The organism is Paenarthrobacter sp. 4246 (genome assembly GCF_040546855.1).
Lineage (GTDB): Bacteria > Actinomycetota > Actinomycetes > Actinomycetales > Micrococcaceae > Arthrobacter.
This window is the reverse complement of record NZ_JBEPOP010000004.1, coordinates 60,945-84,298: the sequence shown is the minus strand read 5'-3', so window position 1 is coordinate 84,298 and position 23,354 is coordinate 60,945. Positions and strand designations below refer to the sequence as shown.

The following is a 23,354-nucleotide window of genomic DNA, read 5'->3' as shown; positions in this document are numbered from 1 at the left end:
CCTTTCGAGAGGACCCTCCAATGTCTCCCACCCGGACCGCCCTGGCTGTTCCCAGCTCCAACGCAGAGGTCGCCGCGCTGGACACCAACAATGTCTTCCACTCCTGGTCGGCCCAGAAGACGCTGAAACCGCTGGCCATAGCCGGTGGTTCCGGTAGCACTGTCTGGGACCACGAGGGCAGGACGTATCTGGACTTCTCCAGCCAGCTGGTCAACACGAACATCGGCCACCAGCACCCGCGCCTCATCGAAGCCATCAAGCAGCAACTGGACACGCTCACCACGGTTGCTCCCGCGCACGCCAATCACACCCGCGCCCTGGCGGCCCGGAAGGTCCTGTCCCACGCGCCGTCAACTATGGACAAGGTGTTCTTCACCAACGGCGGCGCCGACGCCAACGAGAATGCCATCCGCATGGCCCGCTTGCACACAGGGCGGGACAAGGTCATCTCCCGTTACCGCTCGTACCATGGCAACACCGGCGCAGCCATCGTGGCCACGGGAGACTGGCGCCGCATCCCCAACGAATACTCCCGCGGACACGTCCACGTCTTTGGGCCGTACCTTTACCGTTCCGAGTTCTGGGCCGAGACTCCGGAACAGGAAGCGGAGCGCGCCCTGCAGCACCTGCGCCGCACCATTGAACTGGAAGGGCCGCAGTCCGTTGCCGCTGTGCTCCTCGAGACCGTTCCCGGGACGGCCGGCATTCTGCTCCCGCCGCCCGGCTACCTCGAGGGCGTCCGTGCGCTCTGCGATCAGCATGGAATCGTCCTGATCCTGGACGAGGTCATGGCCGGCTTCGGACGCACAGGTGACTGGTTCGCCCTGGACGCCTTCAATGTCAGGCCCGATCTCATCACCTTCGCCAAGGGCGTCAACTCGGGCTACGTCCCGGTGGGCGGCGTCATCATTTCCGAAGAAATCTCAGCCACGTTCGATGACCGTGTCTTCCCCGGCGGACTCACCTACTCCGGGCATCCTTTGGCTGCGGCCTCGATTGTTGCCTCGATCGAGGCATTTGAAGAAGAAGACATCATAGGGAACGCCGCCCGGATCGGCCGCGACCACCTCGAGCCCGGCCTGGCGTCTTTGGCTGATCGGCACGACGTCATCGGTGAAGTCCGGGGACGCGGCGTGTTCTGGGCACTCGAGCTCGTGGAGGACCGCCAGGCCCGGAGGCCGGTCAGTGCAGCGTTCATGGGCAAACTGAAAGCGGACCTGCTCCATCGCGGGCTGTTGCCCTTCATCGCCGACAACCGCGTGCACGTGGTGCCGCCCGCCGTCGTGACCCCCGAAGAAGTACGCCAGGCGTTGGCGATATACGACGACGCCCTGACCGCCGTCAGCTGACGGCTTCCCTTCGACCCGTCGCAACCCCAACTGAGCAGTTTCGGAGAAGCCTCCGGCCCGCCGGCCCCGTAGCTTTGGGTTAACCGCACGATCACGCAGCAGAGACGAAGGAAACCACCATGGCTGATAGTGGAACCACTGACAAGACCAAGTCCTACGACGGCTTCACGGAGGAAGAACGCGCGGCGATGAAGGAGCGCGCCCAGGAACTGAAGAAGGCACCGCGCAAGAAGGCGTCCAAAGCCGACGGCGAGGCTGACGTCCTGGCCAAAATTGCTGAGATGCCCGAGGGGGACAAAGCCATGGCCGAGGCGCTTCACGCGATCGTCAAGGAGCATGCGCCCGAACTCACGCCCAAGACCTGGTACGGGATGCCGGCCTACGCCAAGGACGGAAAGAACATCGTCTTCTTCCAAAGCTCCCACAAGTTCAAGGCCCGGTACGCCACGCTCGGGTTTGAAGAAAATGCCAAGCTCGACGAGGGCGACATGTGGCCAACGTCGTTCGCCCTCAAGGAAATCACGGCGGAGGTCGAGGCAAAGATCGTGGAGTTGATCAAGAGGGCGCTGGGATAATCGCTGGCTTCCGCGGCCCTCTTCCGCGGCCCTAGGCCGGTTGGCTGTTGGCCGGTGGCAGGTCCGGATTCATGGGTTCCAGGTCCGGATCTTCTGCCGTCCACACCTGCACAATGGCCCAGGCAACCGCCGCAATGGGAACCGACAACACGGCGCCGATGATCCCGGCGAGGATGGTGCCAGCTGTCAGCGCCATCAGGATGACCAGTGCGTGCAGCTCCAAGGACTTGCCCATGACCACGGGCTGAAGGAAGTCACCTTCGAGTTGGTTGACGGCTATCACTGCGATCACGACGATCAGCGCCACGATGGGCCCGTTGGCGACGAGCGCGACCAAAGCTGCCAGGATCCCGGCGACCGTCGCCCCCACCAAGGGGATGAAGGCTCCAATGAACACGATGATGGCCAGGGGTATGGCCAGCGGCACTTGGAGGATGAGCAGGACCGTGCCGATCGCTACCGTGTCCACCAACGCCACGATCGCCGTGCCTCGGACGTAGCCACCCAGGACCTCCATGGTTCGCTTTCCAACCCGGCGCAGCTTGGCTTCCCTCAGGCCGGAGAAGGGTCGCATGAAGAACTCCCAGATCTTGGCGCCGTCCTTGAGGAAGAAGAACAGGATCACAACCACCAGGCTGGCGCCCGCGAGGAACTCGGTCACCACCGATAACCCGGTAACCGCCCCTGAACGCACCTGACTGCTCTGGGCAAATTCCACTGCCGCTTCACGGGCCTGGTTCAACTGCTCCCGGTCGATCGGAAACGGCCCGGTCAGCAGGAAGTTCTCCAACTCATCCAGTCCAGCCGCGGCCTGGCTGATCAGTTCGTCCCACTGGCTGCGCACCGACAGGACGATCACCGTGATGACCCCACCGAGCACTATCAGGAGGCCCAGGAAAGCGACGCCGGTGGCCAGGCCGCCGCGCCAGCCGCGCCGTCGAAGCATGTTGACGAACGGCCCTATGGCCGCCGCCAGGATCAGGGATATGAGCACCGGGATGACGAGCAGGCGGATTTGGAGCAGCCCAAAGATCGCCACCACCGTCAGGGTCAGAATGAGCAGTATCTGCGCTGCCCGGACGGATGCGCGGCCCAGGGAGTCCTTCCAGGGGTCGGGCTTGCGTTGCTTGCGGACGGAAACGGGCGCTGTTTCCTCGTGTGCCGTCATGGGGGCTCCTGTTCGTTCGCAGCGGTCAACCGAGCTGATCAAACATAAGCCTACTGACTAATACCCCTTCCTAGTGCGTCGGGTCGGGGTGTGGTGGTACCGGGCCTGGGTCGGGAACCGGCGATGGCCCGGGCGTGGGGTTTGGATCTGGAATGGGGCTGGGTGGAAACGGTGTGGTGGGGTCCGGTGGTGGTGGCACCGGCCCCGGGTCCGGGGGAAATGGCTCGGGCTCGTGAGTGGGAGGAAGGGTCATGATCTCTCCTTTGCGTACGCGGGTGTCGTGCTCCGGGCAGATGCTTGCAGCCTACTCCCGGTTGTGTGGCAGCTACAGGGTTCCAGCGTTTGTGAATTTTTAGGTCATATGACCTAAAGTGATTTTCATGAACGATCTCCTTGAACCTGATCCCACCGGTCCCATCCTGATCGTCGGGGGTTACGGCACCGTCGGTACGGCACTCACGCGACTCGCCGGTACCCAATGGCCGTTGCTCCTCACAGGCAGGAATCCGGACCGCGGCAGCCACCTGGCAAGCAGAGACGTGACCGTCCAAAGGTGGGACCTCAGCCGCCCGGAACCCTTCGAAGCCAAGGTCAGGGCGGTGATCAGCACGGTCAACGACCCCGACGACAGGGTTCTCCGTGCTGCCGTCAGCGCCGGCATTCCGTACGTCGACGTCACCCGCTGGACCAGCCGCGTCACCAGGGCAGCCACCCTGGCAACGCTCCTGCGGCCAACTGCTCCTGTATTGCTGAGCTCGGGCTGGATGGGCGGCGTGATCAACATCGTGGCAGCAGCCTTGGCCCAGGACGCGGGCGGCAGTAACCAGATTGATGTAGCCATCCGCTACGACATCAACGACCGCGCTGGAGTTGATTCAGTGGACTTTATGGATCGGCTGGGATTGGACTTTGAAGTCCGCAAAGGCGGCAAGGCCGCCGTCGTGCGTCCCTTGAGCGACACCCGCTGGGTGGACATTGCCGGGCACCGCACCAAAGTGGCGCGGCTCGACACGCCCGAACAGTTCACTTTGCCGCTCACGCTTGGCGCCGGATCGGTGGCAACCCGGATCGGGTTCAGCTCCAATGCGTCCACGACGGCGTTGCTCGCCGCACGTGCGGTGGGACTGTTCCGTTGGGGCAGTGGGGAACGGTGGTCACCGCTGCGACGCTCCCTGTTGTACTCGCCCGGTGCGGGCGGCACGGCGCACATCCGTGTTGACGTGAAAGGGCCCGCAGGAACACGAACGGCCGTCATTTCAGATCCGCAGGGCCAGGCCCACCTGACCGCGTTGGGCGGATTGCTGGGGCTGCGCGCAGTTCTCGCGGAGGACGCGCGGCCCGGTGTTTCCTTCCCCGAATCTGCGCCGGATCCCGCATCCCGGCTCGCGGAACTTGAATCACACGGTGTGACAATATTGAGGTCATGACCGAAAGCAAGGGCGCCCTGAGAAAGGCTGCGCTCCTTGACGCTGCTGAAGAAGTACTGGTCACCATGGGCAACGCGAACGCTGCAATGCGCGACTTCGCCGCTGCTGCAGGGGTTCGGCTCGGACATCTGCAGCACTACTTTCCAACCCGTTCAGACCTCATCCGCGCGGTCCTTGAGCGAGCCCTGGAGCGCTCGCTGCGGCGGCTCGAAGAGACAGCCGGGTTCGACCTCGGCTCAGACGCGTCAGGCACGTTATCCCGGGAGGATTCCTACCGTCTGCTCACCGCGCTGCTTCTGGAGCATTCGGAGTTGGCTGATGTGAGGATGCACTTGGAGATTTGGGCACTGGCTGCCTCGGATGATCAGGCGGCTGGTGCTCTACGGTCCTTTTATGCCCAATACGCTGCGCACGTACAAGGCGTTGTCCGGCGGGGCCGGCCGGAACTGTCGGAGCCGTCCCTGAGGGGAGTCGCGGCCGCGATCGTCAGCCTCTTTGAGGGAGCGTCCGTGACACGATCCGACATCGCGGGGCTACGAACCGAACAAGGCGATCATGCCATCATCCGCACCGCGCAGTGGTTGATCCACGGACAGGAAGCCGTCCAGTGACCCGCCTGACGCCTACGCCCGCGCAGCTCAGGTGGCAGCAACTCGAATTCGGCGCCTTCATCCACTTCGGCATCAATACCTTTGCCGGCAAGGAGTGGAGCGACGGCACCATTCCGCCGTCGAAGTTCAACCCGACAGAACTCGACGCCGGCAGCTGGGTCCGTGCGGCCAAGGAGGCGGGCGCGAGGTACTTGATCCTCACTGCCAAGCACCATGACGGATTCTGCCTCTGGCCCACGGCGACGACAGACTACTCCGTCGCGTCCTCGCCGTGGCGCGGTGGTTCAGGGGACGTTGTTCGCGACGTTGCCGAGTCCTGTGCAGAACATGGCATCGGGCTGGGGCTCTACCTGTCACCCTGGGATCGGAACGCGGACTGTTACAGCGATCCCGCAGCCTACGACGACTTCTACGTTCAGCAGCTCACGGAACTTTGCACCGGTTATGGCCCGCTTATGGAACTGTGGTTCGACGGCGCGGGTTCAGTGGGCCGCGAGTACGACTGGGAACGGATCATCGCTGTTGTTGTGGAGCACCAGCCGGACGCCATGATCTTCAACATGGGCCAGCCCACCATCCGCTGGGTAGGCAATGAGAATGGGCTGGCGTCGGACCCCGTGAACTACGTGGTTGACCGCACGTCCGACACCCAGTACACGGAGTCCAGCTCCGGGCTGGGGATCGAACACTATCTACCGCCGGAGTGCGATGTTTCCCTCCGCCGCGGCTGGTTCTGGCACCCGGACGACGAGCCCAAATCCACCGAACACCTGCTGGCGATTTATTACCAATCGGTGGGAATGGGTGCGAACCTCCTGCTGAACCTTCCTCCAGACACGCGGGGGCTGCTTCCGGAGCAGGACGTCGCGACGCTCCAGGAGTGGAAGGCCGAGCTGGACCGTCGCTTCTCCGGCGCGGTTGAGGCCACTATTGAACATCACGACGGCGGAGCGACCCTGAGCTTCCCGGCTGCGGTGACATTCAACCACCTGGAGCTCGTGGAGGACCTGAGTTCGGGGCAGCGGATCACTCAGCACGCAGTGTTTGGGGATGACGGCGTTGGGGGAGCGGGCCTTGTTGAGGGGCAGACGGTGGGGCACCGACGCATTCACCAGATGCCCGTTGTCACCGCAAAAAGGTTGCACGTGAAACTAAGCGGTAAGGGTGGCGGCGGCCGCCTTAGCTCAGCGCGTGTCTACACCGGAGCGCTGGACGCCGCAGTGCCGATGATTCCCGAAGGCTACGAAGCCCCTACGGACGCGCCGGACTAGCAGCACGGCGCAACACTGAACCCTGCCGTGTAAGTTGCTCCCGAGTGGCAAAACTGCGCGACGAAGGCTGGTTCGCGGTGGCTCGCTCACTGGGTTGGGCGAAGCCTCCAATAATGTCGGTGCCTCCTGGGAGAGTTGGGGCATGGAGCAGATCCGGGAAGGGCAGGCGAAGACGGCGGGGGTGTCTGCTGTGCCGCTTCTTGCTGTTTCCCGGGGCGTGGGCCGGTCTGGGAGTTCAGTTCAGTCCGGTTCAGTTCAGTCCGGTTCAGTTCAGTCCGGCACTATCAGCGGCGATTTGATTACTCAGTTGCGGGTGTTGGAGGAGATGAAGTCGGCTATCTCCGGTTTGCAGGCGCAGATTGCTGTGGCGTTTGATTTGGCGCAGCGGGCCGAGCAGGCCGGGGCCGGGGTGCCCGCGGCGGAGCGTGGCAAGGGCGTGGGGGCGCAGGTGGCGTTGGCGCGGCGGGAATCCCCCAACCGGGGAGCGAGGTTGTTGGGCTTGGCGAAGGCCCTGGTGATGGAGATGCCGCGCACCCTGGCGGCGCTGAGCAAGGGCCAGTTGAACGAGTGGCGGGCGACGCTGCTGGTGAAGGAAACAGCGTGTTTGTCGGTGGAGGACCGGGCTGCGGTGGATGCCGAACTTGCCCCTGATACCGGGACTTTCGAGGGTTTCGGTGACCGGGCCCTGGTCGCTGCGGTGAAAGCGGCTGCGTACCGTCGTGATCCACGGTCGGTGGCGCAACGGGCCAGCCACGCCGCGACGGAACGGTCGGTGAGTCTGCGCCCGGCGCCGGACACCATGACTTATCTGACCGCGCTGCTGCCGGTCGCCCAAGGGGTGGCCGCCTATGCGGCGTTGACCCGGGCCGCTGATGCGGCCCGTTCCAGTGGTGATCCCCGGGGCCGCGGGCAGGTCATGGCCGACACCCTGGCCGAACGCCTCACCGGCACACCCAGCGGGATCGCCGGTGTTGAACTCCAGCTCGTCATGACCGACCGGACCCTGTTCCAGGGCGACTCCGAACCGGCCCGCCTCCACGGCTACGGCATCGTCCCCGCGGAGTGGGTCAGAACCCTGATCGGTGCGGAAGAACCCCTCGCCGGGGCCGGGACCAAAGCACGGGCTGACGAAGAGCAGGACTTCGCGGTCTGGGTCCGGCGGCTCTACACCGCACCCGGGAGCGGGGAACTGCTGGCCATGGACTCCAAAGCCCGGCTCTTCCCGCACCGACACCGGCGATTCATCCAGGCCCGGGACCACACCTGTAGGACGCCGTACTGCGACGCGCCCATCCGGCACATCGATCACATCGTGCCCTGGCACTCCGGCGGAACCACCACCCTCGCCAACGGCGCAGGGCTGTGCGAAGCGTGCAACCACACCAAAGAAAACCCCGGCTGGACCGCCACACCCCTGCCCGCAGCCACCCACACCCTGCACATCACCACACCCACCGGACACACCTACCACTCCAAAGCCCCACCACTCCCCGGACACCGACCCACCAGAACGTAAAGCAGGAAAATAAAGACAGCTGCCCTCAAAAAGTTTTCAAAAAACTCTGTACCCCGCGTAACCCTTTGGCGTACGTCGTCGATTACGTCTGTGAAAGGGCCGAGCTGGAATTTGTCCCCCATCATGTTCCAGCTCGGCTCTTCCTTGTCCGGAATAGACTGTCCAAAGTAGTTTTCCGGACAAGCGGGTCCTCCCTGGGGATGACCCGGCAGAGCAGATACCCTTGGTGGGGTTGTCCGTCGTTCAACGCGGGCAACCTGGCTGGAAAGCCACGGACCTGCCGCCGATCGAAAGTCCCACAATTGTGACCGACGCATTGACCGACGAAGCGCTTCATGCGCTCAAGGGCAATACCGCGGAACTGTTCAGCGCCGTCTACCAGGCCTACGCGGGCCAGGTTCTCGGATACCTGACGGCCAAAGGCGTGCCCGATCCTGAAGCAAGTACGCAGGACGTGTTCCTGGCCGTGTTGCCGCGGCTCGACGAGCTCAGCGGCGGCGAACATGGCTTGCGGACTTTCATTTTCTCGGTGGCCCATGCGCGAATGGTGGATGAGCATCGGAAGCAAAACCGGGCGCCGATACAGCACGAGTTCGAGCCCGAACGGGACACACGCGAATCGAGCTCTGCGGAGGCCGAAGCTTTGTCCAGACTGGCGCCATATGAGGTTGCGGCGCTCCTGGACGATCTGCGTGACGACCAGCGGGAGGTCCTGCATCTCCGTATCGTGGCCGGGCTGACGGTTGAACAGGTAGCCGAGATCATGGGGAAATCCGCTGGCGCAGTCAAGCAATTACAGCGCCGGGCCCTCATTGCGCTCCGTGAGCATTCGGCAGTAAAGGAATATGTGTCGCCATGACATACAGGGATATGGAACGCGAAGCGATCGTGGACGAGTTACTGCTCGACGCCGAACTCGCCGACGCTTCAGACGTCCGCCAGGCGCTGGTTTCGCTGGGTACCTTGGCCAACATTCCGGCTCCCGCTCCCAGCGCGGAACTCGCTGCCATGATCGCCGGCCCGCACGATGAACTGTCCAAGCGTCGCTGGCGTCATAAGCACCGGACCACGGTGGTCAGCATCGCGGTAGTGGCTGCAATGGGACTTGGGGTGAGCGGCGTCGCCGCGGCCAGTTCGGGATTCACCCGGAACCCTTCCTTCATTGACCAGCTCATCAACAATTTCCACCCCCGACCATCAGTCGCGGCGCCCGAACTGCCATCGCCTGACGCTCCCAGGGTCACCACGGAGCCGGCTCCTGCTGTAGACCCCGCAGCGATTCCACCTGCCCCGGAAGCCTCATCCATCCCCGTGCCCGCGGCTGCTTCCGCTGAAAACGTGGCACAGGCACAGGCACAGGCGCCCAACGCCGTCCCGGCAGTGCCTGCGCCAAAGCCTGCCGACACCGGCGCTGCCGACACCGGCGCTTCGCAGCCGGGCGCTGCCGACGCAAGCGCTGCCCAACCAAGAACTGCCAAGCCGAACAAATTACTTGACGGCGCCGCCCCGGGGCCGCAGGCCAAGGAGAACCGGCTCGGGCGGCAGGGCGCGGGTTCCCCTACGGCTGAAGCATCAAAAACCGAGACTGGAGAACCGGTAAAGCCCGGGCTCAGCGGCAAGCAGGGAGCGCTGCTTCCGGCGCTGTCTGACAGGCACACCGAAGAACAGTTCCAGCCCGGGGTGGACAAGTGGAAGAAGTGGCTGAAGCAGGGTCACCGATAGACGCTCGCCACCTGGATCGGAGCTCCTTTTGCCGCCTCAGCGGCGTCAACAGATGCAGAATATTCGGTCAAGATGTCCGCCGGTGGCGGGGTAGTCTGGGGGCATGATGCATGTCAACGATCCTGCCGTCGTGGAACGCTTGATGCGAACAAAAGGCACCTGGGCCATCGTGGGCCTCAGCACCAACCAATGGCGTTCCGCCTATGAGGTCTCGCTCTATGTCAGGGACACAATGGGCATGGAAATAATTCCCGTTAATCTCAAGGGCGAGGACGTGCACGGCGAGAAAGGGTACCCAACCCTGGCGGACATTCCGGCAGCCAAGCATCCCATCGACGTTGTTGAGTGCTTCGTCAACTCCCAGCGGGTTGGCGCGGTGATCGACCAGGCGATCGAGATCGGCGCCAAGGCCGTGTGGCTCCAGTTGGGCGTATTCGACGACGAAGCTACCCAGCGCGCCAAGGACGCGGGCCTCGAAGTGGTAGTGAACTCCTGCCCGGCGCGCGAAGGCTGGCACTACGGCTTGTGATTCCAGGCCCGATTCCTCTGTTAGATTTCAGCTGAATCAATTCTTGAGTCTTGGGGGACAGCCATGTTCGGCGGCCATTCTGCGGTGCCATTTTCCACTCCCAGCAGGCGGGCCGCTTTCGGCATCCTTGGCGCTTCCGTGGTGGCCGGCCTGACAGCTTGTAAAGCAGCGGAAAGTTCGACGCCGGCGCTAACGCCCACTGGCGCCGCCGGGTCGCCCGAGGCGCCGGGGCAGAACGGTGCATTGGGCGTCGGAGGCGAGGTTCCGACGTCGTCCGCTTCCCCGACGCCAACCACAACGCCCACCCCCACCAAGCGCATCCGGCGCACCTTCATTCCGGACTACCAACTCCCGCCGATCGTGGGCGGCTTGGCGCCAGTGATCAGCAAGATCGAGACCAAGCACCCGGTGGTGTTCCTGACCATCGATGACGGCAACATCAAGACGCCGGAATCTGTGAAGCTGATGACGGAGTACGACTACCCAGCATCCCTGTTCCTCACCAAGGACACCGTGGCGGACAACCCAGCTTTCTTCAACGCCTTCAAAGCCCAAGGCAGCCTGATTGAGAACCATACGGTCACGCACAACATCAACATGGTCCGGCAGTGGGGTTACCAGCAGCAGGTCAACGACATGGTGGGAATGCAGGAGTACGCGTTCCAGCACTACGGCCGCCGGCCCACGCTCTTCAGGCCGCCTGGAGGGGCTTACTCCAACGTGATGCGGCAAGCCGTGGCGGCATCGGGCATGAAGGCGATCGTCACCTGGGAAGCCAAGGCCAACGCGGGCAAGATGGACTATCAGGTGGGGAACTCCCTGCGCCCGGGGGACATTGTGCTCATGCATTTCCGAGCCGAATTCGCCGCCGACCTCGCTGCTTTCCGCGCGGCCCAGTTGGCTGCGGGGCTGGAAGTAGTGCTGCTGGAGGACTTCCTGGGCGTGGCATAGGCAGCGGCGTAGACGTGGCCCCGGGCCCGGAGCGCCAGTAGGCTCGCTCCATGGACGTTTCCACCCTTCGCGACATCTGCCTGGGCTTTCCAGGCGCCTTTGAAGACTTCCCGTTCGGACCTGAGACGTCCGTGTTCAAGGTGCGGGCCGCCGTCGCCGGGGGTGCCCGCCACGAGGCAAAGATGTTCGCCCTTTCCACGATGGATCCGGACAACTGGTCCGTGAGCCTCAAGTGCGAGCCCGCATTGGCGGAGCAGCTCAGGGCGGCGAACCCCGAAATCACGGGTGCCTGGCACATGAACAAGACCCATTGGAATGGTGTCCGCCTGGATGGTGCCTTGTCCGACCATATGGTGAGGGACATGGTGGAGGACTCTTACGACCTGGTGGTGGCTACGTTGAGCCGCAAGCAGCAGGAGCAACTGGGCTGGGCCCGGCTCGCAAAGCCGCAGGGCAACTGACACGCCCGCGCACACCCTCCCCACGGCGCTGACATGGGGCTAGATTGATACTGCATACCTAAAGACCTCAGCTACGGGCTGGTCAGGAGCGGTTTGATGCTGGATCAGAAGACACTGGACCACCTATGGAACTTTCGCGATCCTGCTGCCTCGGAAGCCAGATTCCGCGCCGCGATGATTGAGGAAATGTACGACGCCGACGAACGTGCTGAGTTGGCAACCCAGCTTGGGCGGGCCATTGGTTTGCAAGGCCGCTTTGAGGAAGCCGATGCGCTTCTGGACGACATCGACGACGACGAGCCCACCGTGGGCGTACGCATCCTCCTGGAGCGCGGGCGGGTTTTGAACGCCGGTGGACGCCCCGCCATGGCCGTTCCCCTCCTGGAACAAGCTGCCGAGCTGGCGGACCACCTAGGTGAGGAATTCCTGGCCGTCGATGCACTGCACATGCTCTCGCTCGCAGATGCCGCGCACGCCGAGGTTTGGATGCGAAGCTCCCTCGAATATGCCTCGACAGCACGCGATGAGCGGACCAAGCGCTGGATGATTGCTTTGCACGTTAGCCTCGGGACGTTTCTGCGCGGTAAAAAGCGGCTCACGGAGGCCATGGTGGAGTTCCAATTGGCCGAACAATGGGCGGAACGACTGGGATCCGAGGGGCAGAAGGCAATGGCCCGGGAGGCCATCACGGAGTGCGGAAAAGCCCTCGCCGAGGGACCATAGAAAGATCACGCTTTGACATATGTTGATCGAAACTACCGCGAAATATTGATTTTCGATCATTCGTGGTGAATTATGTCACAGAAGGTTGATGCTGCCAGAGCGTCAACCCAGACTGTCTGACTGAACGGCTTTTCCGCCGCACAGTCGACACTACGAGTCACTGGAGGGTTTAGAAATGAACGTTCAGCACCAGTCCGTCGGTCGCCGTGGATTCCTGCGCGGAGCACTCGCAGCAGCCGTGCTCGTGCCCATGGGGGGAACCATTGCTTCATGTGCCGCAGGCGGCGGTACCACTACCACCGGTCCCACGGGCACCGTCTCCGACACCAACCCGTTCGGCATGGCTGACAAAGCCGCCCTCGACGCCGTGATCTTCAAGGGTGGCTACGGCATCGACTACGTCGAGTTCGCAGGCAAGATTTTCGAGAAGACCCACGAGGGCTCCACCGCCAAGATCTCTCCGTCCACGGACATTGCCCAGGAGCTGCAGCCGCGCTTCGTCGGTGGCAACCCGCCGGACCTGATCGACAACTCCGGTGCAAAGGCCATTGGCTTCAGCACCATCCTTGCCCAGCTCGAAGACCTCACCAGTGTCGTGGAGGCGAAGAACCTTGAGGGCAAGGTCATCAAGGACACCCTGTACACAGGCGTACTGGCTCCGGGGACATTCGACGGCAAGCTTGCGGCCCTGAACTACGTACTGACGGTCTTCGCCGTCTGGTACTCGGACTCGCTGCTCAAGGAAAACGGCTGGACAGTGCCGAAGACCTGGGACGAGATGTACGCACTCGGCGAGCAGGCCAAAGCGAAGGGCAAGTACTTGTTCGTATGGGGCAAGGAAGCTGCCACGTACTACCAGGAACTGGCCATTGCCTCCGCCATCAAGGAAGGAGGGGATGAAGTCCGCCTCGCCCTGGAGAACCTCAAGGCCGACTGCTGGTCGCACCCGGCCATCCAGTCTGTCTTCACCGCGCTGGACAAGATCGTCAAGGCCGGCTTCTTCAAGCCCGGCGGCTCGGGTACACAGTTCACCGCAGCACAGGCGCAGTGGAGCAACGCCCAGGAAGCCGTGTTCTACCCTTCGGGTTCCTGGATCGAAAACGAAATGAAGGACCAGACCAAGGCAGGCTTCAACATGATGGGTGCCCCGGCCCCGTCCGTGACGTCCAGCCCCAAGATGCCCCAGACTGCACTTCACAGTGCAGCAGGCGAGCCGTACATTGTCCCCTCGCAGGGCAAGAACGCCGCCGGTGGCAAGGAACTGCTCCGCATCATGCTCTCCAAGGAAGCTGCCACCAACTTCGCCAAGACCAAGTTGGCTCCCACCATCGTCAAGGACACTGTCCCGGCTGACGGATTTGGCTCCACTGCTTTGGTATCGCAGACGAAGATGCTCAGTGATGCCGGTGAAGACATCTACACCTGGAACTTCATCGACCTCTACGGCACCAACAAGGACCAGCTGGTTGTCTGGAACACCTTCCTGGACGGCAAGTCCGATGTTGCCACCCTGACCTCCGCGCTGCAGAACATCACCGACAAGGTCCGTAACGACAGCTCGGTCAAGAAGATCGAAGTGAAGTGACGTCAGTGAAAACTCAGCAGAGCCGGAACGACGACGGCCTGACCGCCGCCGTCGTTCCGGCGCCGGCTCCACCGCAGGTCATTAAGCGGCGGCGGAAGCCGTTGACGTGGGACAAGGTCAGTTTCTTCGCGGTGTTCCTTGGACTGCCGTTGGCGATCTATCTCTTGTTCGTGATTTGGCCCTTTATTCAGGCCTTCGGGTATTCGCTGACGGACTGGTCGGGCTTCTCGCCGAACCAGAACTTCATTGGCCTCGAGAATTACGTGAAGATCTTTACCGATGACATCTTCATGAAGGCCATGTCGAACAACATCGTCCTGGTCATCTTCCTCCCGATCATCACCATCGTCCTGAGCCTCGTGCTCGCTTCACTGGTGACGGTGGGTGGAAGCAGCAAGGGCCAGATCAAGGGTTTGCGCAATTCCAGCTTCTACCGGGTGGTCTCGTTCTTCCCGTACACCATTCCCGCAGTGGCCATCGGCATCATGTGGGGCCAGATCTACGATCCTTCGGGTGGCTTGCTCAACGGCATCCTCACCGGACTCGGGTTCGACCAGTTCAAGGATTTCGCTTGGCTTGGCGATAAGAACACGGCCATGATCGCCACCATGTTTGTGATTGTGTGGGGCTTCGTTGGCTTTTACATGGTCCTGTTCGTGGCAGGCATCAAGGGCATCCCGGCCGAACTTTTCGAGGCCGCAAGGATTGATGGCGCCGGTCGCTTCCGCACCGCCGTGTCCATCACCATTCCCTTGATCCGCGACAACATCCAGACGGCCTACATCTATATGGGCATCCTCGCGCTGGACGCTTTCGTCTACATGGCGGCGCTGAACTCAGGCGGCGGCCCGGACAACTCCACGCTGGTGATGGCGCAGCAACTGTTCTTCACCGCATTCAGCAAGGGACAGTTCGGCCTGGCCAGCGCCATGGGTGTTGTGCTTGCCATTGCCACGTTGATCTTCTCCGGCCTGGTGTTCCTGGTTAACCGGCTCACCGGCGGAGATAAGGATGTGAGCCTGTAATGACAACCAAAGTCTCAACTCCGGAAATGAAGTCCTTGCACTTCCAGCCGCGGAAACCGGCAACCACCCCGGGCGACAAAGTGGTGGGAGCTGTTTCGCACACTGCGTTGACCGTCTGGACGCTCATCGTCATCCTTCCACTCTTGTGGACTTTCATGTCGTCCTTCAAGACGTCCAGCGAGATCTTTGCCTCGCCGTTCGCCTTGCCGGGTGAATGGAAGCTGGATAACTACGTTAAGGCGTGGAGCGAAGCGGGCATCGGCAGCGCCTTCCTGAACTCAGTGATCGTGGTCGCTGTGGCCTTGGTCATCGTGATGGTCCTTGGTGCCATGTGTGCTTACGTCCTGGCCCGGTACACCTTCCGGGGCAGCAGGGCCATCTACTACCTGATGCTCGCCGGGCTGACGTTCCCGATCTTCCTTGCCATGGTGCCGTTGTTCTTCGTGCTGAAGAACATGGGTCTGCTGAACACACTGCCGGGCCTGATCCTCGTGTACGTGGGCTTCGCGCTGCCGTTCACGGTGTTTTTCCTCTTCTCCTTCTTCAAGTCCCTGCCGCACGAAATCACCGAAGCAGCAGCCCTTGACGGCGCAGGGGAGTGGCGGACGTTCTTCCAAGTCATGTTGCCGATGGCCAAGCCGGGCCTCGCCTCGGTTGCCATCTTCAACTTCCTGGGCCTCTGGAACCAGTTCCTGATTCCGGTGTCCATCAACGCCGCCGGACCGCGGGTCCTCTCGCAGGAACTCGCGGCCTTCGCTGGCCAGATGGGCTATGCAGTGGACTACGGCGCCCTGTTCGCAGCCGTTAGCGTCACCGTCATTCCGGTGCTCATTGTCTACGTGATCTTCCAGCGCCAGCTGCAGGGTTCCGTTTCGCAGGGCACTTCGAAGTAGTACAACCAAGCTAAAAACAGCATTCGACGGCGGTCGTCACCTAAGGTGGCGGCCGTCGTCGGGTTTAAGCCGAAGCATGGCTGCGCAGGCAGGCGTGCAAAACTGGGCGGCATGGACAGACTCGAGCCCGTGACCATAAGAGCTGGTAAGCCTGACGATTCCGCGGCCTGCGCACAGCTGTGGGGTGCAGCCATTGCCCATCGAGACGTGGGTCGTTCCGCGGAGGAAATCGAGGGTCGAGCTATTGGGAAGTTGGGCCGGGAGTGGGCTGCCCTGGTGGTGGCTTCAGCCAACGACGGACACATTATCGGATTTTCGTTGCTGGTGCCTGAAGACAATGACCAAAGCGTTAGGTCTGCTCATCTGTCAATGCTGGCGGTTGCACCGGATATACAGGGTTCCGGGCTGGGAACCCGTCTGCTTGCCGCCACCCAGGACGAAGCCCGTGCCAAGGGGATTGGCCAGCTGACGTTGCGAGTGCTGACTGCCAACACTGGAGCCCGTCGCCTCTACGAAGCTGCGGGGTGGTTTCTCTCAGGGCAGGGACGTTTCGAGGACACCGGGCGTGCCTTCACTGGCTACGCGTTGACGCTGGCCGGCCCGTGACTGTGGACCCTTGACTCTGAAAAGATGGAACAGATCTGTAGTGCAACGAAAGGCAGCAGCCCGTGATCTTTATTGTGGTCAAGTTCAACGTCAAGCCCGATTGGTCCGAGCGCTGGCTGGACCTGGTGGCCGACTTCACCAAGGCGACCCGCGAGGAGCCCGGCAATCTGTGGTTCGACTGGTCGCGCAGTGTGGAAAACCCCAACGAGTTCGTGTTGGTGGAAGCTTTTCAGGATGATGCCGCTGAGGCCCACGTCAACAGTGAACACTTCAAGAAGGCCATGGCCGACATGCCCCAGGCCCTCGTGGAGACTCCGCACATCATCAGCCGCCAGTTCGAAGGCAGCGGCTGGGACCGAATGGGCGAGCTGACCATCGAGTAGCCTGAACATCACCAGCCAGATGCAACAAAGTGGTGCCGGACTCGTTGAGCCCGGCACCACCTGCTTAAGCACAACTCTTTAGAACATCCAGGGGATCTCTGCGTGGCCGAAGTCGCTGAACGAGCCGAAACGTCCCGCCTTGAACGCCAGCACCTCACCGTCCCGGTCCCGGCACGTGGTGACCTGACCGAAGAAGACCTGGTGATCGCCGACGTCGTACTGCTGCACCACGCTGCAGTCCGCCTGGGCGAGGGCGCCCTTGATGACCGGAAGGCCACTATCAGTGACGTCGAAATCGCCGTCGCCGAAGCGGTCCCCGCCGCGGACGGCAAACCGCCGGGCCGCTGACTCCTGCTTCGCGCCGAGGATGGACACCGCGAACTTGCCGCTTTCCATCAAGGCCTCGCCGGTCCGGGTACCGAAGTTCAGCGAGATCATCAGGATGGGTGGTTCCAGGCTGATGGAGGTCAGCGAGCTGATGGTCATCCCGTACTGCTCATCCTCATGCTGGGTGGTAACCACCGCGACGCCAGTGAGGAAGCGGCCCATGGCGCGGCGCATCCCCATGGCATCGGGGATGGTGAAGGCTGGTGCCAGGCTCATGTCAGTTGCTCCGCTCCGCTGGGACCCGGTCCGTGTAGTACCGGACTTCGAACATCTTGGCGCCGTTTTCCGAGACCCAAGGGCCGTGCTCCATTCCAGGAGGACGGGTAGCCCAGTCTCCGGCTTTGAACGTCCTGCCGAGGCGCTGGTCCACGAACGAGCCCTCGAAAATGAAGACCTCTTCCCAGAAGTCATGCGTCAGGACGCCGTTGGGGGAGGTATCCGTGCCGGGCTCGAACTTGAGGATCCGGGTAACGCTGTCGTTGTCAGAATCCCGAGCAAGGATAGCCTCGGACAGGCCCTCGACGTGCGGGGTGCAGGGTGCGAAGTCCACCGAGGAAACAGGGGTGAACTCGAATTCGGGCTTTGCCATGGTCAGATCCCCTCCGATGCGGTGGCGCCGTCAATGCTGTAGGAACCCAGGAACGTGTCCAGCTCCGCAACCAAGGCGTCGTAGCCATAGTTCCGGTAGGTGTAGGCGCCGCGGACCACGAAGGGCGCACCGGCGTAGAACATCTCGTACTGCTGGTGACGGCCGGCGAACTCGGAACCAATGATGTCCCAGGCGAGCTTGAAGAGCTTGACTCGCTCCTCGCTGCTGACGCCGGGCGACTGGACGTAGCGTTCCATGTCCGGCCGGGTCACGCTGCTGGTCATGTCGGCAATGCTGGAGGGCAGTTGGAGGACGCCGCCGCCCACGAGGTCCCTCAGGATCGAGATCACGCGGGGGTACGTCTCGGACTGCAGGCCCATGGCCCCGTACAGTGCGCTCTTTCCGGGAACCCTCATGCCGGCGTCGTCCGTTGTTGCCGTGTATTCCGCGGCGAGAACCGCTGACTCAACGGACTGGACGATTGCGGCGAGTTCGCCGAGCTTCTCCTGGACACCGGGGATCTTGTCCGTGCCGTTCACCTGGGTGACCTTGCGGGCCACGGAGGCGATGAACTTCAGCTTGGTGGAGAACCGGATCTGGGCCTGCCAGTTGCCCAGGGCGTGGGCCCCGGTGTCGAAGAACTGGCGGCGCAGGGTATCGATGTTCCGGTTGATGAACACGCGGTCCCAGGGAATGAGGACGTCGTCGAAGACCACCAGTGCGTCGGGCTCGTCGTAATGGCTGGTCAGGGGGTAGTCGAAGTCGCTGGTGGCGGCCGGTGCGAACGGACGGCGGCAATAGAGCTTCAGGCCGTCGGTGGCCACGGGGATGGCGAAACTGACGGCGAAGTCCACGTCGTCCGGGCCCAAGGGCTTGATGCAGGTGACGAAGACTTCGTCGGCGATCGCGGCGCCCGTGGCAAGCATCTGCGAACCGCGGACAATGATGCCTTCCTCGGTTTCGCGCACGACGCCGACCTGCAGGTATTCGCCTTCCCAACCGGACGCTGTGGTTGCGCGGGAAACCTGCGGGGGAATGATCGCGTAGGAAAGGTACAGGTTCTCGGACAGGATCTTCTTGTAGTACCGTTCAACGTTCCCGGCGAAGTCACGTTCCTCATTCTTGAAGACGTCCGGGTGGGAACCGAACGCGGCGAAGAACGTTCCCACGTGGTCGGGGCTGCGGCCTACCCAGCCGTGGGTGTGCTTGGCCCACTTTTCGATGGCCTGGCGGCGAAGGACGAGCTCTTCTTGCGTGCGGGGAGCGGCGAAGGTCCGGTTGGCCGGTCCGTCGATCTCCTCGGAGTGGAATTGCATTCCGTTGGCGGGATCGGCTGCGATGTCGAACAGCTCGGACATGGTCCGGGCAACCTTCGCGAAGGCCGGGTGTTCCAGGACGTTGCCGACTACCTCGCCATCGAGGATCACCGTCCGGCCGTCGTTCAGGGACTTCAGATACTCATTTCCGGTCCTCATCAGAGTGAGCCTTTCTTCATTTTGTAGTTATGTTCAATGGTGGTCCCATTCGGGAAGGAGAGCTCCACCTTCCAGGAAGTTCCGTCAACAAACTTCCCGTTCAGCAGTGGCAGGGTGCCCCCAAGGCACATGAAGTCGGCGTCGCCGATGTCGGTGCGGGCGAGGAGGCGATCGACGACGTCGGCCGGCTTCCGCAGGCCGCTCAGTGAACCCTCCTGGTACAACTCGCCGTCCACCCACGAGCGTGCGATGCACTGGTCGAGGTCGAGGTCTTCCAAGGAATCGACGGCGATGACCTCACCTGCGACAGGCTTGGGGCAGGCACGCTTTGAATCGCCGATGTCCCGGGCTTCGATGTCGCGGTCCGTGTGATCGGATCCGATGCCGAGGTAGTACTGGCCGTCGTGCCGGATGTAGAGGGGTTCAATCTCACCTGAGGTCAGGTTCTTCGAGCCGTCATGCTCGCCGGAAGTCTCGAAAAGATCCGAGTCCATCCGGTAGAACATGGGCACTTCCGGCGGCGGGGCTACACCGATGGCAGCCAGTTCATCGATGTGGTGCTGGACTGCTTTTGGATCCCGGCCTGTGTAACCGGCCACCACTGCGTGGAAATCCGTGACCACGATGGTCTTCTCTGTGCCCACTACCCGGAAGGTGAGGGGGACTTGCCTTGTTGTTTCCATTCCGTCTCCTTGAATGCTTCTCAACGATGTTGGTTCTAAACGGTGAGTGTGTCGTAGGCGGCAAGGCGGTCTCCGATGACGGGGAACTCGCTGCGGACCGCCTGGACCTGCAGGGGATCGATGTCCACCAGGAGCACTGATTCCGCGTCGTCCGCTTCGGCCAGGACGTTGCCCGCGGGATCCACCACCCTGCTGTGCCCTCCGAGGTCCACACCTTCCTGGGTGCCTGCCGCGTTGCAGGCGATCACGAAGATCTGGTGTTCCAGTGCCCTGGCCGTGGTGAGCAGGCGCCAGTGTTCACGCCGGGCCGCCGGCCAGGCAGCGGGAACGATCACGATCTCCGCGCTACGGTTGCTCAGCTCCATCCACAATCCTGGGAACCGGAGGTCGTAGCAGGTGATGCCCGCAACCGCTCCAAAGGGCAGGCGAACCACGGGAAGCGAGGCCCCGGCTGTCAGCAGGCTCGCCTCCTTGGACTTGTAGCCGAATACATGGATCTTCCGATACGTGTGGACCACGTTGCCATCAGGGCCCAGCAGGATGGAGGTGTTGCTGAGCCGGCCGTCGTCGCCCGCCTCGATGATGCTGCCGAGATGAAGGTAGACGCCGAGGTCTTTGGCTACACGAGAGCACATGGTCACCGTGGGGCCGGTGATTGTCTCCGCCAAGGCCTCGTATTCGTCGAAGTGGAAGTAGCCTGCGCTCCACAGCTCCGGCAAGACGATCAGTTCGGCGCCATTGATACTCCGAAGGATGTCTTCGACGCGGTGGATGCGGTCTTCGCGGCTTTCGGAGTCCGGGCTGGCTACCTGGACGAGTGCGATTTTCATACTTTTTCCTTTGCGGGTTCGTCGTCCAGGTCACTGAGGCGAAGGCCCTTGGTTTCCTTGGCAAACATCACCGAGACCATGGAGATCAGGCCCATGGCGGCCAGGTAGATGCCGATCGCATAGCCGGTGCCGAAAGCGCTGTAGAGGGCCAAGGCAATGATCGGTGACAACGAACCGGCGATCAGCGATGCCAGGTTGTAGGACACCGAGGTTCCGCTGTACCGGACGTCCGTGGGGAAGAGTTCGGAGAAGAAGGCGCCGATGACCGAGCTGTATGCCGCGAAGATCAGCAGTCCGCCCACGGCGGCCGCGATGATTCCCCAGGTCTGTCCGGTATTGAGCAGGGCGAAGAACGCGAAGGCCCACACCATGGTGGCAATCGACGCTCCGATCAGAATGGGTTTCCGGCCTACCTTGTCCGCGTACAGCGCAAGGATGGGAATAGCGACGACAGCCACGCCCTGCCCGATCATGACGGCGGTGAGGCCTGTCTGCCTCTGCAGTCCCATGATCTGCGTGACGTAGGTGATGATGAACAGCGAATAGATGTAGAAGCCTGCGTTCTCGCCCATCCGGCTGCCGGTGGCGATGAGGATTTCGCGCCAGTTACGGCGGAACAGGATAGTCAGGGGCATCTTCCGTTCCTTGTTGCCCTCGGCCTCGCGCTTCCGCTGTGCTTCCTTGAACAGCGGGGTTTCCTGAACGTAGAGCCGCAGGACCAGGCCAATGACCACCAGGAGTGCGGACAGGCCGAAGGCTATCCGCCAGCCCCAGGCCAGGAACTCGCTCTCCGGCATGGTGGCGGCGAGGATGGCCAGGACGCCGGCGGCCATCAGGTTGCCCAAGGGCGGTCCCATATTGGGCCAGGAGGCCCAGAACGCGCGCCGTGCGCTCTCATTGCTGTGCTCGGAGACGAGGAGGACAGCTCCGCCCCATTCGCCACCCAAGGCAAACCCCTGGATCAAGCGGAGCAGCAGGAGCAACAGAGGTGCTGCGAGGCCGATCGCTGCGTACGACGGAATGAAGGCGATGAGGGTGGTTGCGACCCCCATGAGCATCAGGCTGGCCACCAACGTGGCACGCCGGCCATGCTTATCGCCCAGATGCCCCAGGACTATGGCACCGATCGGGCGTGCAAGGAAGCCCGCAGCGAACGTTCCGAGTGCCAGCATGGTGCCCACCAGGGGATCATCGGTGGGGAAGTAGAGCTTGTTGAACACCAGCGCGGCTGCCGTGCCGTAGAGAAAGAAGTCATACCATTCCACGGCTGTGCCGGCCAGGCTTGAAGCAGCTACCACAGGCAAGCTGGAGTGCTTCTGTTGCCTGAGTTCTGCTTTCTTCATATCGGTCATTGTGGGGATCCTTTGCGATTGGGAGCCGCGTAGCTTCCGGTGGGGCGGGCCGCGGGCTCCCAGGAAAATTGGGGTATTTCCGATGCGTGAGCGGAGTCACTAAGATCACTGTAGACGCGTTGTATACAACCTGTCTATATTTGAAGCAGAAGTTTTTTTGATGTCCCCCACGCTGCTGAATGCAACTCGTATACTGGGCTACGCGAGAAAGGCTCTGCATGATCCAGATGACCCCCACTGCACAGTCGCAGCCAGAAGTGGCCTACCAGTGGATGAAAAGCTACATTGCAGCCCTGCCGCGTGAGGAAGAAACATTCCTGAACGAGGGAGTCCTGGCCAAGACCACGGGTACTTCACGAACGCCCGTACGTGAGGCACTGCTGCGCCTCGAAGCTGAAGGATTCGTCAAGCGGATCCCGCACAAGGGCGCCTACGTGCCACCCATCTCTGATCCCGACGTCCGTGCCATCCTGCAGGCCAGGTCAGTTGTGGAGAAATGGGCCGTCTCGGCGGTGGAAACCATGCTTGATGCGCAGATTGATGCCTTCCAGCGCGTGATTGACCAGCAGCAGGAAGCCCGGGACGATCCCGCCAGGTTCATCGAACTGGATACCGAGTTCCACACCCTCATGGTCCGTGCTGGCGGCAACCCCGTCCTGGCTGATTTCTACGCGTCACTCCGGCAGAAACAACTCAGGATCGGCGTCAAAGCCGTCAGCCAGGGCACGGATCGGGCCGGGGACGTCCTCCGGGAACACCAGTTGATCGTTGACGCACTCCGCAGCCGAAGCCTCGACAAAGCACACAAAGCCATCGACGCGCACCTGGATTCCACACGCCTGGCAGTGATCGGGTACTAGTCCTCGCTGTGCAGCTCCCGTTGCCGTGCGCTAAGCAGCTCAAACTCCGGCCGGGCAGCCACGAACCGTTCAACGGCGTCGAGCACTTGCTGAAGGTGGGCGTGATCCGGGGCCACCAATGCGGCTCCAATCAGTGCACGCCGATGCTGGTCCTGGAGCCCGGTCTCGGCAGCTGACACGTCGAAGCGGCGTTTGAGCTCGGCTACGAGGGGCCGGACCATGGAGCGCTTCTCCTTGAGACTATGGACATCGCCCAAAAGGACGTCGAACTCAATCCACCCGATCCACATGGTTCATTATCGCCGCAGGTCAGGTGACGTGGGCCATGCGGACTTGATCAAATCTTGAGCCAATGCAGCAAGGCGCCTTGAGTTCCGTTCGGC

26 protein-coding genes are annotated in these 23,354 nt (G+C 62.4%); 18 read left to right on the top strand and 8 right to left on the bottom strand.

What is annotated here, in order from left to right:
- The first annotated feature begins 20 nt into the window (after nucleotides 1-20).
- Nucleotides 21-1,349 (top strand): aspartate aminotransferase family protein, encoded by a 1,329-nt coding sequence (locus ABIE35_RS08275; RefSeq protein ID WP_354513975.1) that lies wholly within the window; start codon nucleotides 21-23, stop codon nucleotides 1,347-1,349.
- 119 nt (nucleotides 1,350-1,468) lie between these two features.
- Nucleotides 1,469-1,924: an iron chaperone gene (locus ABIE35_RS08270; protein WP_354513973.1), complete on the top strand. Its 456-nt coding sequence runs from the start codon at nucleotides 1,469-1,471 to the stop codon at nucleotides 1,922-1,924.
- A gap of 31 nt (nucleotides 1,925-1,955) precedes the next feature.
- Here the strand turns inward: ABIE35_RS08270 and ABIE35_RS08265 are convergent, their stop codons facing one another.
- Entirely contained in the window at nucleotides 1,956-3,092 is a 1,137-nt protein-coding gene (locus tag ABIE35_RS08265; protein ID WP_354513971.1) for an AI-2E family transporter, read from the bottom strand.
- Nucleotides 3,093-3,472: 380 nt separating this feature from the next.
- Between ABIE35_RS08265 and ABIE35_RS08260 the strand changes: the two genes are divergently transcribed.
- The 15 genes from ABIE35_RS08260 (at nucleotide 3,473) to ABIE35_RS08190 (ending at nucleotide 16,795) form a co-directional block, all read left to right on the top strand.
- Nucleotides 3,473-4,519 carry a saccharopine dehydrogenase family protein gene (locus tag ABIE35_RS08260; protein ID WP_354513969.1) on the top strand — a complete coding sequence of 349 codons (1,047 nt, stop codon included), beginning with the start codon at nucleotides 3,473-3,475 and terminating at the stop codon, nucleotides 4,517-4,519.
- Nucleotides 4,516-5,130, top strand: coding sequence for a TetR family transcriptional regulator (locus ABIE35_RS08255; RefSeq protein WP_354513967.1), 615 nt, complete (start codon nucleotides 4,516-4,518; stop codon nucleotides 5,128-5,130). Before ABIE35_RS08260 ends, ABIE35_RS08255 begins: the two co-directional genes overlap by 4 nt.
- Nucleotides 5,127-6,401: an alpha-L-fucosidase gene (locus ABIE35_RS08250; protein WP_354513965.1), complete on the top strand. Its 1,275-nt coding sequence runs from the start codon at nucleotides 5,127-5,129 to the stop codon at nucleotides 6,399-6,401. The genes ABIE35_RS08255 and ABIE35_RS08250 overlap by 4 nt, the downstream gene beginning before the upstream one ends.
- Before the next feature lie 142 nt (nucleotides 6,402-6,543).
- Nucleotides 6,544-7,917, top strand: a complete 1,374-nt coding sequence (locus ABIE35_RS08245) for an HNH endonuclease (protein WP_354513963.1) — start codon at nucleotides 6,544-6,546, stop codon at nucleotides 7,915-7,917.
- 304 nt (nucleotides 7,918-8,221) lie between these two features.
- Nucleotides 8,222-8,776, top strand: coding sequence for an RNA polymerase sigma factor (locus ABIE35_RS08240; RefSeq protein ID WP_354513961.1), 555 nt, complete (start codon nucleotides 8,222-8,224; stop codon nucleotides 8,774-8,776).
- A complete protein-coding gene (locus ABIE35_RS08235) occupies nucleotides 8,773-9,639 on the top strand; it encodes a hypothetical protein (protein WP_354513960.1) in 867 nt (288 codons plus the stop codon). The genes ABIE35_RS08240 and ABIE35_RS08235 overlap by 4 nt, the downstream gene beginning before the upstream one ends.
- A 103-nt stretch (nucleotides 9,640-9,742) precedes the next feature.
- Complete coding sequence (locus ABIE35_RS08230; protein WP_354513958.1) at nucleotides 9,743-10,168, top strand: CoA-binding protein; 426 nt, start codon at nucleotides 9,743-9,745, stop codon at nucleotides 10,166-10,168.
- A gap of 84 nt (nucleotides 10,169-10,252) precedes the next feature.
- Complete coding sequence (locus ABIE35_RS08225; RefSeq protein WP_354513957.1) at nucleotides 10,253-11,119, top strand: polysaccharide deacetylase family protein; 867 nt, start codon at nucleotides 10,253-10,255, stop codon at nucleotides 11,117-11,119.
- Between the two features lie 50 nt (nucleotides 11,120-11,169).
- The gene (locus tag ABIE35_RS08220) at nucleotides 11,170-11,580 is read left to right on the top strand and encodes an MmcQ/YjbR family DNA-binding protein (RefSeq protein ID WP_354513955.1); all 411 of its coding nucleotides are present in this window, start codon (nucleotides 11,170-11,172) and stop codon (nucleotides 11,578-11,580) included.
- A 96-nt stretch (nucleotides 11,581-11,676) separates the two neighbouring features.
- Nucleotides 11,677-12,303: a hypothetical protein gene (locus ABIE35_RS08215; protein WP_354513953.1), complete on the top strand. Its 627-nt coding sequence runs from the start codon at nucleotides 11,677-11,679 to the stop codon at nucleotides 12,301-12,303.
- 175 nt (nucleotides 12,304-12,478) lie between these two features.
- Nucleotides 12,479-13,888, top strand: coding sequence for an N-acetylglucosamine/diacetylchitobiose ABC transporter substrate-binding protein (gene ngcE / locus ABIE35_RS08210; RefSeq protein ID WP_354513951.1), 1,410 nt, complete (start codon nucleotides 12,479-12,481; stop codon nucleotides 13,886-13,888).
- 5 nt (nucleotides 13,889-13,893) lie between these two features.
- The gene (locus tag ABIE35_RS08205) at nucleotides 13,894-14,913 is read left to right on the top strand and encodes a carbohydrate ABC transporter permease (protein WP_354513949.1); all 1,020 of its coding nucleotides are present in this window, start codon (nucleotides 13,894-13,896) and stop codon (nucleotides 14,911-14,913) included.
- Entirely contained in the window at nucleotides 14,913-15,806 is an 894-nt protein-coding gene (locus ABIE35_RS08200) for a carbohydrate ABC transporter permease (RefSeq protein WP_354513947.1), read from the top strand. The genes ABIE35_RS08205 and ABIE35_RS08200 overlap by 1 nt, the downstream gene beginning before the upstream one ends.
- Before the next feature lie 111 nt (nucleotides 15,807-15,917).
- On the top strand, nucleotides 15,918-16,412 hold the full coding sequence (locus tag ABIE35_RS08195) for a GNAT family N-acetyltransferase (RefSeq protein WP_354513945.1): 495 nt from the start codon (nucleotides 15,918-15,920) through the stop codon (nucleotides 16,410-16,412).
- A 62-nt stretch (nucleotides 16,413-16,474) separates the two neighbouring features.
- Nucleotides 16,475-16,795 (top strand): putative quinol monooxygenase, encoded by a 321-nt coding sequence (locus tag ABIE35_RS08190; RefSeq protein ID WP_354513943.1) that lies wholly within the window; start codon nucleotides 16,475-16,477, stop codon nucleotides 16,793-16,795.
- Between the two features lie 78 nt (nucleotides 16,796-16,873).
- Here ABIE35_RS08190 and ABIE35_RS08185 read toward each other — a convergent pair whose 3' ends face one another.
- From ABIE35_RS08185 to ABIE35_RS08160, 6 genes are read right to left on the bottom strand one after another with little or no spacing between them, the layout of a single operon-like run.
- A complete protein-coding gene (locus ABIE35_RS08185; RefSeq protein ID WP_354513941.1) occupies nucleotides 16,874-17,398 on the bottom strand; it encodes a flavin reductase family protein in 525 nt (174 codons plus the stop codon).
- Nucleotide 17,399: 1 nt separating this feature from the next.
- Nucleotides 17,400-17,771 carry a cupin domain-containing protein gene (locus tag ABIE35_RS08180; RefSeq protein ID WP_354513939.1) on the bottom strand — a complete coding sequence of 124 codons (372 nt, stop codon included), beginning with the start codon at nucleotides 17,769-17,771 and terminating at the stop codon, nucleotides 17,400-17,402.
- Nucleotides 17,772-17,773: 2 nt separating this feature from the next.
- Nucleotides 17,774-19,246 carry a 4-hydroxyphenylacetate 3-hydroxylase family protein gene (locus ABIE35_RS08175; protein ID WP_354513938.1) on the bottom strand — a complete coding sequence of 491 codons (1,473 nt, stop codon included), beginning with the start codon at nucleotides 19,244-19,246 and terminating at the stop codon, nucleotides 17,774-17,776.
- Nucleotides 19,246-19,929 (bottom strand): DUF2848 family protein, encoded by a 684-nt coding sequence (locus ABIE35_RS08170; RefSeq protein WP_354513936.1) that lies wholly within the window; start codon nucleotides 19,927-19,929, stop codon nucleotides 19,246-19,248. The genes ABIE35_RS08175 and ABIE35_RS08170 overlap by 1 nt, the downstream gene beginning before the upstream one ends.
- Before the next feature lie 35 nt (nucleotides 19,930-19,964).
- Entirely contained in the window at nucleotides 19,965-20,759 is a 795-nt protein-coding gene (locus ABIE35_RS08165) for a carbon-nitrogen family hydrolase (protein WP_354513935.1), read from the bottom strand.
- Nucleotides 20,756-22,111 carry an MFS transporter gene (locus tag ABIE35_RS08160; RefSeq protein ID WP_354513933.1) on the bottom strand — a complete coding sequence of 452 codons (1,356 nt, stop codon included), beginning with the start codon at nucleotides 22,109-22,111 and terminating at the stop codon, nucleotides 20,756-20,758. Before ABIE35_RS08160 ends, ABIE35_RS08165 begins: the two co-directional genes overlap by 4 nt.
- 218 nt (nucleotides 22,112-22,329) lie before the next feature.
- Between ABIE35_RS08160 and ABIE35_RS08155 the strand changes: the two genes are divergently transcribed.
- The gene (locus ABIE35_RS08155; RefSeq protein ID WP_354513931.1) at nucleotides 22,330-22,971 is read left to right on the top strand and encodes a GntR family transcriptional regulator; all 642 of its coding nucleotides are present in this window, start codon (nucleotides 22,330-22,332) and stop codon (nucleotides 22,969-22,971) included.
- On the opposite strand, the gene ABIE35_RS08150 is transcribed toward ABIE35_RS08155, so the two are convergent.
- On the bottom strand, nucleotides 22,968-23,261 hold the full coding sequence (locus tag ABIE35_RS08150; protein WP_207596162.1) for a DUF503 domain-containing protein: 294 nt from the start codon (nucleotides 23,259-23,261) through the stop codon (nucleotides 22,968-22,970). The genes ABIE35_RS08155 and ABIE35_RS08150 overlap by 4 nt on opposite strands.
- Between the last annotated feature and the right edge of the window lie 93 nt (nucleotides 23,262-23,354).